The sequence below is a fragment of the Bacillus haynesii genome (assembly GCF_001969855.1).
Taxonomy (GTDB): domain Bacteria; phylum Bacillota; class Bacilli; order Bacillales; family Bacillaceae; genus Bacillus; species Bacillus haynesii.
Window position 1 is genome coordinate 1 of record NZ_MRBL01000007.1, and the last position, 14,516, is coordinate 14,516.

General features: G+C 40.3%; 12 protein-coding genes. 9 read left to right on the forward strand and 3 right to left on the reverse strand.

Going from position 1 to position 14,516, the window contains the following annotated elements; genetic code table 11:
* Positions 1-148 precede the first annotated feature (148 nt).
* A complete protein-coding gene (locus BTA31_RS06905) occupies positions 149-727 on the forward strand; it encodes a competence protein ComK (protein ID WP_083698275.1) in 579 nt (192 codons plus the stop codon).
* Here the strand turns inward: BTA31_RS06905 and BTA31_RS06910 are convergent.
* On the reverse strand, positions 721-1,086 hold the full coding sequence (locus tag BTA31_RS06910) for a YhjD family protein (protein ID WP_043927306.1): 366 nt from the start codon (positions 1,084-1,086) through the stop codon (positions 721-723). The genes BTA31_RS06905 and BTA31_RS06910 overlap by 7 nt on opposite strands.
* Positions 1,087-1,294: 208 nt before the next feature.
* Between BTA31_RS06910 and BTA31_RS06915 the strand changes: the two genes are divergently transcribed.
* Positions 1,295-1,906, forward strand: coding sequence for a TVP38/TMEM64 family protein (locus BTA31_RS06915; protein ID WP_043927307.1), 612 nt, complete (start codon positions 1,295-1,297; stop codon positions 1,904-1,906).
* Positions 1,907-1,918: 12 nt separating this feature from the next.
* Entirely contained in the window at positions 1,919-2,437 is a 519-nt protein-coding gene (gene lepB / locus BTA31_RS06920) for a signal peptidase I (protein ID WP_043927308.1), read from the forward strand.
* Between the two features lie 152 nt (positions 2,438-2,589).
* Here lepB and BTA31_RS06925 read toward each other — a convergent pair whose 3' ends face one another.
* On the reverse strand, positions 2,590-4,365 hold the full coding sequence (locus BTA31_RS06925) for a S8 family peptidase (RefSeq protein WP_076790280.1): 1,776 nt from the start codon (positions 4,363-4,365) through the stop codon (positions 2,590-2,592).
* Positions 4,366-4,742: 377 nt separating this feature from the next.
* Here BTA31_RS06925 and BTA31_RS06930 point away from each other — a divergent pair, with 377 nt between their 5' ends.
* The gene (locus BTA31_RS06930) at positions 4,743-5,984 is read left to right on the forward strand and encodes an MFS transporter (RefSeq protein WP_076790284.1); all 1,242 of its coding nucleotides are present in this window, start codon (positions 4,743-4,745) and stop codon (positions 5,982-5,984) included.
* 40 nt (positions 5,985-6,024) lie between these two features.
* On the opposite strand, the gene BTA31_RS06935 is transcribed toward BTA31_RS06930, so the two are convergent.
* Positions 6,025-7,638 carry a PucR family transcriptional regulator gene (locus BTA31_RS06935; protein WP_076790287.1) on the reverse strand — a complete coding sequence of 538 codons (1,614 nt, stop codon included), beginning with the start codon at positions 7,636-7,638 and terminating at the stop codon, positions 6,025-6,027.
* A gap of 796 nt (positions 7,639-8,434) precedes the next feature.
* On the opposite strand from BTA31_RS06935, the gene allB reads away from it, so the two are divergent.
* From allB to allD (BTA31_RS06965), 5 genes are all read left to right on the forward strand, one after another.
* A complete protein-coding gene (allB, locus tag BTA31_RS06945) occupies positions 8,435-9,799 on the forward strand; it encodes an allantoinase AllB (RefSeq protein WP_076790291.1) in 1,365 nt (454 codons plus the stop codon).
* Between the two features lie 547 nt (positions 9,800-10,346).
* Positions 10,347-11,576 carry an allantoate deiminase gene (allC, locus tag BTA31_RS06950; protein WP_076790294.1) on the forward strand — a complete coding sequence of 410 codons (1,230 nt, stop codon included), beginning with the start codon at positions 10,347-10,349 and terminating at the stop codon, positions 11,574-11,576.
* 17 nt (positions 11,577-11,593) lie between these two features.
* Positions 11,594-12,382, forward strand: a complete 789-nt coding sequence (gene allE / locus BTA31_RS06955) for a (S)-ureidoglycine aminohydrolase (RefSeq protein ID WP_043927312.1) — start codon at positions 11,594-11,596, stop codon at positions 12,380-12,382.
* A gap of 15 nt (positions 12,383-12,397) precedes the next feature.
* Positions 12,398-13,426 (forward strand): ureidoglycolate dehydrogenase, encoded by a 1,029-nt coding sequence (gene allD / locus BTA31_RS06960; protein WP_076790297.1) that lies wholly within the window; start codon positions 12,398-12,400, stop codon positions 13,424-13,426.
* A 25-nt stretch (positions 13,427-13,451) separates the two neighbouring features.
* Entirely contained in the window at positions 13,452-14,501 is a 1,050-nt protein-coding gene (allD, locus tag BTA31_RS06965; protein WP_043927314.1) for an ureidoglycolate dehydrogenase, read from the forward strand.
* Positions 14,502-14,516: the final 15 nt, after the last annotated feature.

Below are 14,516 nucleotides of genomic sequence, written 5' to 3' on the forward strand. Positions count from 1 at the left end.
GGACAAAGAAACTCGGATTTAATCGAACAAAACATAAAAATGGAATTTTAAAAACATATTTTCAAATTAATTGGAAAAAATCCTGTCGTTTTGTAAAGGATAATGTTAGATTAATAGTATAAATTTACTAACGATTAGGAGGATCATGATGAGCACAGAGGATATGACAAAAGATACGTATGAAGTAAACAGTTCGACAATGGCTGTCCTGCCTCTGGGAGAGGGGGAGAAACCCGCTTCAAAAATACTTGAGACCGACAGGACTTTCCTCGTCAATATGAAGCCGTTTCAGATCATCGAAAGAAGCTGCCGCTATTTCGGATCGAGCTATGCGGGAAGAAAAGCGGGCACATATGAAGTCATTAAAGTTTCCCATAAACCGCCGATCATGGTGGATCACTCAAACAACATTTTTCTTTTTCCCACATTTTCCTCAACTCGTCCTCAGTGCGGGTGGCTTTCCCATGCGCATGTTCACGAGTTTTGCGCGGCAAAGTATGACAATACGTTTGTCACGTTTGTCAACGGGGAAAAGCTGGAGCTGCCCGTATCCATCACATCTTTCGAAAACCAGGTTTACCGAACGGCATGGCTGAGAACAAAATTTATCGACCGGATTGAAGGAAACGCCATGCAGAAGAAACAGGAATTTATGCTCTATCCGAAAGAAGACCGGAATCAGCTGATATACGAATTCATCCTCAGGGAGCTGAAAAAGCGCTATTGATCTGGAGCGGCTTTGAATAAATAGTGCTCAAGAAGCGCGGATACCTGGTTGCGGATGCGGGGATTAAAGTAGTTATGCTCTTCTTCGTATCCATCATATATAAAGGAATACATCGTAAAGGCTTCGTCCCGTGACACTTCATGCACCTTGATTTTCCGCCGGCGCAGTTCATTTTTTACGTCGTACAGATCGCGCTGGGCAAGCTTTAACGCCTGTTCGATCAGACGCAGATAGGGGTCTTTCAGCTTAAACGGCCCCTGCTGGATGATTTTTATGTCCCGGTTTAATATGCTGACGGTCATCGGGAGGTAAATCGCCTTTTCAATCATATCCCTGGCTTCGGCGGGAATTCTTGTCATGGCTTTTCTCCTCATTTCTATTTTTAATCAGGAACATTTGTTCTGTTTTTATTTTACACGAAATACGGCCTTTTAATCAAGAACGGGAAAAAATGACTAAAATGATCAGGTTGTTTCACACTAATACAGAAAACAACCGAGACGGATGATTTAAAGTTTTTGATTTAAAGTGTAGAATAGAAGTAGACAACCGCCCTGAGGAGAATCAATGTTGGAGCAATTATTCAGCTATTTTACAGAAGAGAATTTAACAGAGTTTTTTCAGAGCTACAGGGCTTTTGGTCCTTTTGTAGCCGTACTGCTGCCGTTTATTGAAGCGCTGCTCCCGTTTTTACCCCTGCTCGTGTTTGTTGTTGCCAATGTAAATTCGTTCGGTTTATGGCAGGGGTTCTTGTTGACGTGGATTGGGGCATCTTTAGGTTCTATAGCGGTTTTTCTTTTTATCCGCCATTTCGGTCAGCAAAAAGCACTCGGTTTTATCCGCAGGCATCCATCCGTAAAAAAACTGATGATCTGGGTGGAAAAACGGGGCTTCGGTCCGCTGTTTCTCCTGCTTTGCTTTCCATTCACGCCTTCGGCGGCGGTAAATGTTGTGGCAGGACTTTCGCGAGTCAGCCTGCTGCCTTTTTCACTGGCGGTGCTTTGCGGCAAGTTCGTGATGATTTTTATGGTGAGCTTTGTCGGCCATGATCTGAAGGCGCTTTTTACCCAGCCTTTGCGGACAGCCGCCGTGATCATCGTCATGCTGATCTTATGGTACGCCGGAAAACGGGTTGAACATCGTCTGAACGTGAGATTCAGCCAGAGAGAGAAAGACTAGGGGGACACAGAATTGAAAAAGCGTTTTTTGGTCATAGCCGGGGTACTGCTTATCATCGTCGTCGGGATTCAGGTCAAAAATGCCGTTTTCATTGAATATAAAGTAGAAGGCGTCAGCATGAATCCGACCTTTCAGGAGGGCAACGAGCTTTTGATCAACAGGTTCGCCCACCACTTTAAAACGATCAGCCGATTTGACATTGTGCTGTTTAAAGGACCTGACAAAGACATATTCATTAAAAGGGTGATCGGGCTTCCGGGCGAAACCCTCAGGTATGAAGATGATCAGCTGTATATCAACGAAGAAAAGATCAAAGAGCCTTATCTGGACGACTTAAAGGCCGTCACTGCCGGAGGGGACTTGACAGGGGATTTTACGCTGAAGGAAGTGACCGGAGAGGAGAAGGTGCCCGAAAACGAGTACTTCGTCCTTGGGGACAACCGGATCCACAGCTTTGACAGCCGCCATTTCGGCTTTGTTTCAGAACGGGACATCGTCGGGATCGTGACAGAAAGAATTGATAAAAAGTGATTGGAGAATACGGCGGAAAGTAAGCGGCCGACCGATACGATTTCACAAATGTCGTGTCCTAAAATGTCAATTTATACAACAGCATCCCAAAAAGGACGTATTCGCTAAATACGTTCATCAAGAAAAGCCCGGAATCCCGGGCTTTTTTTATACTACTTCAGTTTGATCGCATTGATCCGTTTTTGCAGCTTCGTTTTTTCGGCGGATGCTTTCAGCTTGCTGACCGCTGATTGCGCTGCCGATTTTGTTTTTTTCGTTCTCTTTTGTTCGGCCGTTTTGACTTTGGCTTTCGCCGCTGCCACTTTTTTGTTATAGGCTGCTGCGGCTTGCTTTTTCGCGGTGTTCAGCCTTTTTTGCAGATTTGATTTGTCTTTTCCGGCAGGAAGCTCATTGATCGCTTTTTGCGCTTTGCCGAGGTTTGAGTCTGTCGCCGCTTTTTCAGCTTTGGCAACGGCTTGCTTTGCGGTGTTCAAGAGGCTTGAGCGGACCGCATTGACCCGTTTTTGCAAATTCGTTTTGAAAGTGCCGCTGTCGAGTTCATTGACCGCTTTCTGGGCGGCATCGGCATTGGTTTTCTTTTTTTGCTTCTCAGCGAGTTTCATTTTGCTTTCGGCTGTTTTTTTAAGCTGCTCTTTAACAGTATCGAGTCTTTTTTTCAAAGCGGTTTTATCGGCGTTTGCAGGCAGCGGTTCGATCGCTTTTTGTGCGGCTTGAATGTCCGCTTTTTTCTTTGTCTTTTCCGCTTGTCCGACTGCTTTTTGCGCTTTTTCCAATGGCTGTGTGACCTCTTTGAAGCGGATTAATCCGTAGCCGAACAAATGATCACGGCCGGGGGCGCCCAAATCGCTTGTATAAAACTGCATTTTCTTGCGCAACTCAGTATTTGAAGCGGTTGGGTACAGCTGTTTCAAAAGTGCAAACATTCCGGTGACGTGCGGCGTTGCCTGTGAAGTGCCGCTTCCGATTGCATAGCCGCGATCGGAAGATGTACTGATAATCGATGTGCCGGGAGCGGAAAACTCGACGGCGCTGCCGGTGTTGGAAAATGAAGCGATCTGATTTTTTTCATTGGTGGCCGAGACGGCAATGACGCTGCTGTAGGCGGCCGGGTAATAAACGGATGTTCCGTTTCCGGCATTTCCGCTCGCGCCGACTAAAATGATTCCCCTTTTGTATGCTCTATCTACTGCATCGTGGAGAACTTGACTGTCGCCTGAAACGACGAGGCTCATATTGATGATATCGATTCCGTGCTGAATCGACCAATCGATGCCTTGTAAGATACCTCTCAGATCCCCCGAACCCTTCCGGTCCAGCGCTTTTACGGCATACAGCCGCACGCCAGGCGCGATGCCGTCGATCCCCCGTCCGTTATGCTTCGCTCCGATGATTCCGGCAACATGTGTTCCGTGGCCGTTATCATCACGGTATGAAGCGGTATAGCCGACCATCGATGTGCCGCCTGCGATTGACAGCTCTTCGTGGGGAGAAATCCCGCTGTCAATAACCGCGATCTTCACCTGTTTCCCGGTCAAACCTTTATTCCAAGCCAGCGTGGCTTGAATCGGCTTGATGTTCCACTGTGAAAACGCGGAGGCGTTTTGCGCTGTGCTGCTGGAGACAGCTTTTAGAGCGGTGCTGTCGGCAGCAGCTACCGGGAGGTTGTCTTCGACATACAGAACGTCGGGATCTTGTTCAAGTTCGCGCACTGTTTTGTCGTCCGCAGTGACAGCGGCTGCGGGAATGTGCCGGTAAACGTGTTCTACCGTTTCTGCTTGTTCGATGACAGTTTCTTTTCCGCTGGCATTTTTATATACGACAATGACTTCGTTTTCCTGCTTATTGCTTTCCGCTTGAATGCGGGGTGAATTTGCAAAAAAACCGACGAACATTGCAGCGGAAACCGCGATTTTCCATAATTTTTTCATCCGGCTCTCCTCCTTATTTAGCGGCATTCGCTATATATATCGGAGAATTTTTAAATTTTCAAAGAGAAAGAAAGCCGGTCTTAAGGGCGCTCATCGTGGACCTCAGTTCTCAAAACGTTAACAACACTGTTATATCAACGTTTGTGGAGCTTCCTATTTATTCGGGAAGTTAAATTGGGTACTCCAAGTTAGTTTTAAAAAAGAGTCATAAGATCAGCTTCTATCGATGAATCATTTTTAAGCGACGCCTTTTGTCTAAAATGTATAATGTTACTTTTGTTTTTGTTGAAAGTGAACAATGTTATTGACTGGCTTACAACCTACAATTTAATTAAATAAAAAATAGATTAAATAATAAGAAGGGAGCGTCTCATACCGTGGAAAAAACAATTAAACATGACCCCAATTATTACAAAAAGATCATTATTGCATTGTGTTTAGGGTGGGTAGCTATTTGGATTTATCGCACAATACTTACGCCAATATATCCGCAGATTCAAGAATCATTAGGAAATATTAGTGACACACAGATGGGGTTGGTTGCTTCTATTTATTTCTTTGCATATACGGGTATGCAAATTCCGTCAGGGGCACTTGTTGATAAATTTGGACAAAAAAAGGTGTTAATTCCTGCATTTATCGTTTTTGCGCTAGCTGCATTTGTAATTGGCACAAGTTCAACTATCATGCAAGTATACATTGGATCGTTATTGGCTGGTATTTCGACTGGTTCATATTACGGTGCAGCCTTTTCCTTATCAGCCAAACATACGCCTAAAGATAAAAAAAGCTTTTCCAATGCGATTATAAATAGCGGTTCAGCATTAGGGATGATAATTGGACTAATCGGATCATCGGTTTTAGTAGGCGGTTTTGAAATTCAATGGAATTATATGCTTTTTATAACAGCTATCGTTATTGTAGCTGTAACATTTGTGTTTGTGTTGTTTATTAAACAAGATAAAACATCGGATAAGGAAGTGGCTGAAGAGAAGAAAGACGCCGTACAAAGCACAGAGATTCAAAATGAAAGCTTATTTTCTCCAAGACAATTAGTTGTATATTTTGTGTATTTTGCAACATGCTATGGCTATTATATGATTGTAACTTGGTTGCCATCCTTCCTTGTAGCAGAAAAAGGATTTGCTCAAGGTTCAGTAGGGTATGTAGCTGCACTAGTTGCGGTCACTGCAGTACCTGGTGCTTTGATATTTACTAAATATATAGATAAAAATGCACATTTGCGTCTGCGTTTAATTTTATTTCTATTAATTGCTGCAGCAGTAACAATTAGTTTGACAGTATTTGCACCAAATCCTGCAGTATTGTATATTGCGTTAATTTTATATGGCTTATTAGGTAAACTTGCGATTGATCCAGTTTTAATAACTTATGTATCTGATTCCGTATCAGGAGATAGAGTTGCCAGAGCATTAACTCTCTTTAACTTCTTTGGAATGAGTTCATCTGTTATTGCACCAACACTTACTGGTTATATTGGTGATGTAACCGGCTCGCAAGTATTAGCATTCTATATTGCAACCATCCTTCTTGCAGCAGCAGCGTTGCTATTTTTCCTTGTGGTTATGTTAAGACAGAATAAAACAGTAGCTAACTAAATAAATAGAACAGAAAACTTCCAGTGGTTCTCCTTTTGATTTACAACGATATTTTCTCTGAAGCAAATAATGCCAATCGAATGCTCAGTGATGTATCAGGAGATTCTACAGATTGACCTAATATCTCTTCGCATTTTTTAATGCGATATTTCACAGTATTACGGTGAATAAAAATATCTTCTGAGGTCTTTGTAAGATCACATTGATTGGCCATATAAACATTTAATGTAAATCTGAGTTCTTTTTCCTTCATTGTTTGGGGATAAGCTAAAGGACCAAGTGTGTAAATGATAAATGGCTTTAATTTATTCGTTGGAATGAGTTGCAATAATTCTTCTACGCTTTTGGATTTATAGGGCTCTATAAATTCCATTTCGCCTTGTTCATATTTATTATCATAAGCCTCATTCGCTTCGAAAAAAGACAGTGGTAATTGTGAAAGCTCGGAGACCTCATTACCAATGCCAAATGAAAGGGAGCTATTAAAAAATAGCTGATACTCTTTTTGGATATATCTGCAGTATTCCAAATAATAATGATGTCTTCTTTGTAAAAGTATCGTAAATCTGCGTTCACCGTGAGACATATATATGCTAATGGAAGGGTCAATCCCAGTAAACTTATGCGTTAGCCACTCAAAAGTCATCTGATATCGCTCATTTAAGTAGGCGCTATTTTCTACATTTTTTTCTTTGTCAATTCCACAAATCATCACTTGATAGAATTTGGAAGGTTGAATGTGATATTTTTTTAAAAGGTCGGTGTGTTGTGTTAGTGAAACAAGGTTATCAGGATGTTCGGACATAAGTGATGTAAAAAAATGGTTTACGTCCTGCTGCTCTGCTTCTTTGATTTTACTATTTTTATAAATTGCGAGACTAAGTGTGTTGACTGCTTGTTCTATTGTTAATAAACTAAACGGATAGTTGAGCAAATTAACATTTGAAATCATAAGATAATACGGAAAATATTTAAATGCAGGAACCTTAAATATGGCATATTCTTCCTGTAATACACCATTATGATTTGGTTCGATTTGCTCTGAATTTAAATATCTTCTGAAATAATTAAGGTTTTTTTGAACATGTTCTGAGTGTTGATGAAAGTGATGACTCGCTGACTCAACTTGATGAAAAGAATTTAGCAGCATGACAGGGACCTTTATAAGTCTACTTAAACGTTCAATCATCATGTTCAGGCTTAACCCTTGCATAAGCATAGCATTTAACTCTTGTTGGATATCTAATGCAAAGTGTAATTTTTCTGTTTCTTCATCCAAGATAAATGACGATATATGATGAGTAATGGATCCTAAATTCCAACTTTCTGGAATTTCAATAATTGGGAATTTTAATTTGTTTGCAAATGCAATAACCTCATCATCTAATTTTTTTAAAAATCGGGATAGCTTGATACCGAGACCAGCAACTTGTATATCATTTAACTCACTAATAAGACTGATTAGTCCGGATTGATCATCCTGATAGCTCATTCCTGTTGTGACGATAAGTGAGTGCGGCGTTGTAAAATTTTTAATATCAGGCGTTTCTGTAATATCAACCATTTCTACCACTCGTTCCAAATCGCCCTGCTCATTCAGCAATGTTAAATCTGAAAATTGCAGTACAGATAATATTTCTTTTAATGTTGTCATCAAGGCTACCTCCTTATCTTTGTTAGAAAAAGATAAAATAAAAATGAAATATGTCAGATGTTACAAGGATAATTTCTCACTCTGATAGTACACTGTTTTTGAAGGTAATTATACGTATAATCCTTTAGTTAAAAATATTAAAGGAGAATCATTATGCTTGAACATGATTCTTCGTTTTTTGAAAAGTGTGGTTATAACAAAGATATCATGCCGAAGATCACTTGAACAAAGAATTTCATCCTCATTTATTTTTTCACGTTGTGGATGGGAGCAGTGCGCAGTATTCCGAATTATACAGCTGTTGGTGGTTTTTACGACTGGGATTATCACCGTTTCATGTAATAGTATCCCTTGTTATAAGTTCCTTTTTAGACAGCCTTATGACTTGTTGTAAACGGATACACAGGTTCAAGGCATGCCTGGTGATATAGGTGTGACTGTCAGGTGTATTCTGTGGTGTTGCGGCTTGGATTTCCTGGTTCACAAGCTTTATTGATTCTATTAAATAAGATTTTCCCCAGTTTTAATGATAGTGGTGGGCTACCATTTAAGACATTACGATCCGGGGTTAATAGCTTTCTTGTTATTCTGGATCATTAGCTTTGCGATCGGTATCGGTGGCGCTGAAACATTAAATAAATTTACTGCTATCTTAAATCCAATGATTTGCATTGTTTTTGGTAGTCTGCCTATCTGGGGGATTCATGCTGGTGATGACTCGGTAATATTATGAGCTATGAACTGACTACGAAAGGTAGTATTTTATATCCAACCATTAAAAGAGGGGATGATTTTGATGAATTTTGATTCAATTATCAAAAATGGATTAGTCATTCTAGAAAATGGTGAACAAGAAGTCGAAGTAGGGATTAAAGATGGCAAAATCGCAGCAATCGGTAAGGATTTGGGGACAAGTGCAAAAATTATCGATGCAAAAGGATCGATTGTATCTCCAGGTATGGTTGATGCACATGTGCATATCACAGAGCCGGGCGGCGGCTATCGTGATGAATGGGAAGGCTATGACACAGGCACACGTGCCTCTGCAAAAGGCGGTGTAACAACGATTATTGAAATGCCATTAAATCAAGTGCCAGCAACGGTAGATGAGGAATCTATTCAAGAAAAATTTAAAGCTGGAAAAGGAAAATTATCTGTAGATGTTGCGAGTTACGGCGGTTTAGTGCCATTTAACTTGGATGGGGGTATTCAAGAGTTAGATAACAACGGTGTTGTGGCATATAAATGTTTTGTAGCAACATGTGGTGACCGTTCTATAGAAGGAGATTTCATGAACGTGGATGACTATTCCCTCTACGAAGGTATGAAACAAATTGCAAAGACAGGCAAAATATTATCTGTACATGCTGAAAATGCTGCAATTACGGATAAATTAGGGGAAATAGCATCTAAAAATGGTGAAACTTCATTACGCGCTTATGTAGATTCCCGACCCGCATTTACTGAAGTAGAACCGATTAGAAAAATAATTCTATTTGCAAAAGAAACGGGATGTCGTGTACACATCGTTCATATAGCTTGTGAAGAAGGCGTAGATGAAATTGTCAAAGCACAACAGGAAGGGGTCGATATTACATGCGAAACATGTACACACTATTTATATTTCTATAAAGAAGAACTAGATCATATCGGACCAGTTGTAAAATGCTCTCCGCCAATCCGTGAGCAATCACGCTTAGAAGGCATGTGGAATCGGGTATTAAACGGAGATATTTCATTCGTAACATCAGACCATTCACCATGTACCCCGGACTTAAAAGCTACGGATAATGCATTTGAAGCTTGGGGGGGTATCGCAGGTGTACAAAATAATGTTGACGTATTATTTGATGAGGGTGTGCAAAAGCGTAATATGTCATTATCCAAATTTGCAGCCATTATTGCTACAAACCCTGCGAAACGTTTTAATCTTACATCAAAAGGCAGTATTGCAGTAGGGAAGGATGCGGATTTCGTATTTATTAAGAAAGATGCACCTTATCAATTAAAAGCTGAGGACTTAGCATATCGACACAAAATTAGTCCATATATCGGCCGCGAAATTGGTGCACAGGTAGTGAAAACAATCCTTCGTGGTGTCGAAATCTATGATAAAGAAAATGGGATTTCAGATAAAAAAGTAGGAAGATTTATTCCTTGAGTGACGGGACAGGTGCCCTGTCAGGAATTTGAGGCAAAGGAAGATGTAAAGGCAGATTGTTCTTTTGAAGATTCGATTCATTCATCTGCCATTTCGTGAGAGATAAAGAGGAATTTTTATTAGGTGTTAATTGCACATGTTGGTTGGGGAGTAAATACATTAAGGTACAGCCTGGAATTGCTGCTGCTCATATGTATCCTGACTCTTGGCATATCATTTATGATGTAATGAAACAGATAAACTACCCTATAAATCAATGGTTTTTATTGATTTATAGGGTAGTTTTTTTATTGAATAAGGAAGTATAAAATTTGCACCTTATTTATTTGTTGGGTAAGAGAAATCGTCAATCGTCAAAAACCAGGAGATGTCGCTTCGCTCCAATCTTTAAGCGAGCGCTCTGTGATTTTCTTTTATCTAGATACCATTAAAAGGTGTATTTGTTGAAAGTGCATAAAATGCTCTTCCATTATTGTTGGTTATGTCAATGAATGGTTGTAAACAGGGTTCTATGATGAAAGTAAATAGAGAAAGGAGGAGAAAAAGTATGGATATTCGATCAACCTTTGAAACGTTGGATAAGAAGTTCACAAGTTTTGGCGGTTTAGAACAAGGCGGTATTACGCGTCTGTTATACTCTCCTGAATGGATTGATGCAGTTCGCGAGCTGGAAGCAACATTCAAGGAAGAAGGTTTAGAAGTAAGCTTTGATGATGTTGGGAACTTATCTGGTCGTCTTGTTGGAAGTAAATATGCTGAAGAAACTATTTTAACAGGATCACATATCGACACAGTTGTGGAAGGTGGTCATCTAGATGGACAATTCGGTATCTTATCTGCACTGGTTGCTGTGAAATATTTAAAAGAAAAATACGGTCAACCATTACGAACAATAGAAGTCTTATCGCTTGCAGAAGAAGAAGGCAGTCGATTCCCATATACATTTTGGGGAAGTAAAAACTTTTTTAATTTAGCCAAAAAAGCGGATGTTGACACAATAGAAGATGCTGAAGGGATTAAATTCGAAGATGCTATGCACGAATCTGGTTTTGATTACCGAAAAACAGATGATGTTCGTGACGATATTAAAGCATTTGTTGAAGTACATATTGAACAAGGGAAAGTATTAGAGGCGGAAAATAAAGCGATTGGTGTTGTAACTGGGATTGTCGGTCAAAAACGTTACACAATTAACTTGAAAGGTGAAGCAAATCACGCTGGCACAACTCCGATGTCATTACGCAGAGATACAGTTGTTGCGTATAGTGAAATTGTAACAGACTTAACGAAACGAGCTAGAGAAATTGGGGAGCCACTTGTATTAACGTTTGGACATGTCACTCCTGTTCCAAACACCGTAAATGTCGTTCCTGGAGAAATTACTTTTTCGATAGACTGTCGTCATATTGATCAACAACTATTAAATGATTTTGCGAGAGAAATTGAAGATAAAGTTAAAGCGGTAGCGGAAGCAAACAGCATGACTTATGACATTAATTTATGGATGGATGAAGCACCGTCATTGATGGATAAAGAAATCATTCAAATCGTTGAACAAGCGGCTAAGGATAATGTGGGGGACAGCTATAAATTGATGCCATCTGGTGCAGGTCATGATGCACAAATTTTTGCGGATTTTGTTCCTACAGCAATGTTGTTTGTACCTTCTATTGGCGGAATTAGCCACAATACCAATGAAGAAACGAAGATAGAAGACCTTGTGAAGGGGATTGAAGTATTGAAAGACGTATTGTATGAACTAGCTTATAAAGAATGAAAAGGAGCCAGATACTCATGAGTTACTTAAATCATAATCAAGGATACAGAGAAGGTTTATTAGAAACACGTTCAGTAATAAAAAAAGATAATTATGCGGTAATCACACCTGATGGCCTGGTTCATAATGTTGTACCTGGCTTTGAGGATTGTGATGTAACCATTTTAGGATCTCCGCGTTTAGGTGCAAGGTTTGTAGATTATTTGGTAACAGTTAAAAACCAGGGCGGAAACAAAACCGGTTTTGCCGGTGATGGTATCCAATCATTTGTGTACGTTGAATATGGTAAAATCAACGCTTTTGCGGATGGTAAAAAATACGAACTAACAAAAGGCGGCTTCTTATATGTACCTCCACACTTACAATTGACGTTTGATAATAATAATAATGGTGAGGACAGCCGTTTGTTTTTATACAAAAAGCGTTATCAGCCGCTTAAAGGACATACACCAGAAATTGTTACGGGTCATGTGAATGATATCAAACAAGAAGCCTATGAAGGTATGAAAGAAGTATTAATTCAAGATTTACTGCCAAAAGAACTCGCATATGACATGAACATTCATATTCTTTCATTTGAGCCAGGTGCTTCGCATGGTTACATTGAAACGCACGTTCAAGAACATGGTGCTTATATATTAAGTGGACGGGGTGTTTACAACTTAGACAACGAGTGGATGCCAGTTGACAAAGGTGACTATATTTTTATGGGAGCTTATACGCCGCAAGCAACCTATGCAATCGGTTTGGATGAACCATTCTCGTATATTTATTCAAAGGATGCGAATAGAGATATTAATCTATAAAGAGGGGCAATTTTAATGAGTGAACCATTAGTGTATGTAGATAGTAACCATCTTCGGCAGCTAATGAAAGATAAATTAGTGAAAGCAGGCTTACCTGAAGAACAAGCGGATAAAACAGCAGACTTACTCATTTTTGCGGATGAACGAGGTGTTCACTCACATGGTGCAGTGAGAATGCAATACTATTCCGAACGTACATTAAAAGGTGGATATAACCTGAAACCAAACCTAAGCTTCGAAAAAACGGGTCCAGCATCAGGGATTTATCACGGAGATAATGCGTTAGGACATTATGTAAGTTATCAAGCAATGAAAAAGGCGATCGAATTAGCAAAAACATCAGGTATCGGTGTTGTCGGTGTAAAAGAAATGGGGCACAGTGGTGCGATTGGTTATTATGTACGTCAAGCAGCATTAGAAGGTATGGTGGCATTAACTGTATGTCAATCTGATCCCATGGTTGTGCCATTTGGCGGTACCGAACCGTACTTTGGCACCAACCCAATTGCTTTTAGTGTGCCTAGAAAAGATGGTAGTCCAATACTTTTTGATATGGCAACAACGGTACAAGCCTGGGGGAAAATCTTAGATGCAAGAAGTAAAAACAAATCTATCCCAGACTCATGGGCAGTTGATCAAAATGGAGCACCAACAACAGACCCGTTTAAGGTAAATGCATTATTACCAATGGCTGGGCCTAAAGGATACGGGTTAATGATGATGGTTGATATTTTATCGGGGAGTTTACTCGGCTTGCCATTTGGCAAGCATGTCACTTCCATGTATAAAGATTTATCAGAGTACCGTCGCTTAGGGCAGCTTCATCTCGTAATCAATCCTGAATACTTTGGCGGGAAGGAGCAATTCTTGGAAAAAATGTCTCAAATGGTTGAAGAATTACATGACAACCCGCCTGCTGAAGGATTTGACAAAGTGTATTATCCCGGTGAAATTCAAATAGATGTGATGAAACAGTATAAAAAAACAGGTATCCCAGTTACAAAGGAAATTTTAGATTATTTAGAGTCAGACAAAATTTACTAATCATGTAATGGAAGGAGGGAATCAGGTGCGTGTATCTAAGCAGGAGCTGTTTCATTTAATCAAACAGAAGCTAATCAAAGCTGGATTAAATGAAGGAGCCGCACACGATGTTTCAGATGTATTGACATTCGCCGATCATAGAGGAATCCATTCCCATGGTGCAGTACGTGTGGAATACTATGCCGAACGAATCGCAAAAGGCGGTATTACAGCAAACCCAACCTACACATTTGAACAAACAGGACCTGCATCCGCTGTCTTTAGCGGAGATAATGGTCCAGGTCACCAAGCAGCAAAACAAGCGATGGAAAAAGCAATCGAAATGGCAAAAAATTCAGGTGTTGCTGTTGTTGGCATGAAGAATATCTCGCATAGTGGTGCATTGGGTTACTTTGTTGAAATGGCAGCAGAACAAGACATGGTTGCTTTAAGCATGTGCCAGTCAGATCCAATGGTCGTACCGTTTGGAGGGACAGAACCATACTTTGGCACCAATCCAATTGCTTTTAGTGCACCATCGGCTGATGAACGCATGATCACATTTGATATGGCGACAACTGTTCAGGCATGGGGAAAAGTATTGGATGCAAGAAGTAAAAATGAATCGATCCCGGAAACATGGGCAGTAGATGCAGCCGGTGCACCAACAACGAATGCAAGAGATGTCCATGCACTTGTGCCAATTGCTGGTCCAAAAGGTTATGGATTGATGATGATGGTGGATATCTTATCAGGCAGTCTTCTTGGAGTACCTCATGGCGTACATGTATCTTCCATGTATCAAGACCTGACAAAAGGTCGCGATTTAGGGCAAATTCATATTGTGATCAACCCAGCATACTTCACAGACTTAACCGCTTTTAAACAACAGATTTCGACGATGCTCGATGAATTAAAAGCACAACCGGCAGCAGAAGGCTATGGGGAAATTTATTATCCGGGTGAGCGCGGTAAATTAAGAAGTGCCAAATATGATAAAGAAGGAATTGAAATTGTAGACGATATTTATAACTACCTCGTTTCAGGCGATGTTCATTTTAATCGTTATCATGGAAAGAATAGATTTGCAGAATAACAAAATGGAGGATCA

Bases quoted from the DNA above. Each gene is read 5' to 3' on its own strand.
- allC (WP_076790294.1), top strand. From the start codon at position 10,347: ATGGATATTCGATCAACCTTTGAAACGTTGGATAAGAAGTTCACAAGT.
- BTA31_RS06935 (WP_076790287.1), bottom strand. From the start codon at position 7,638: ATGACAACATTAAAAGAAATATTATCTGTACTGCAATTTTCAGATTTA.
- allD (WP_076790297.1), top strand. From the start codon at position 12,398: ATGAGTGAACCATTAGTGTATGTAGATAGTAACCATCTTCGGCAGCTA.
- BTA31_RS06905 (WP_083698275.1), top strand. From the start codon at position 149: ATGAGCACAGAGGATATGACAAAAGATACGTATGAAGTAAACAGTTCG.
- BTA31_RS06915 (WP_043927307.1), top strand. From the start codon at position 1,295: ATGTTGGAGCAATTATTCAGCTATTTTACAGAAGAGAATTTAACAGAG.
- BTA31_RS06910 (WP_043927306.1), bottom strand. From the start codon at position 1,086: ATGACAAGAATTCCCGCCGAAGCCAGGGATATGATTGAAAAGGCGATT.
- BTA31_RS06925 (WP_076790280.1), bottom strand. From the start codon at position 4,365: ATGAAAAAATTATGGAAAATCGCGGTTTCCGCTGCAATGTTCGTCGGT.
- allE (WP_043927312.1), top strand. From the start codon at position 11,594: ATGAGTTACTTAAATCATAATCAAGGATACAGAGAAGGTTTATTAGAA.
- allB (WP_076790291.1), top strand. From the start codon at position 8,435: ATGAATTTTGATTCAATTATCAAAAATGGATTAGTCATTCTAGAAAAT.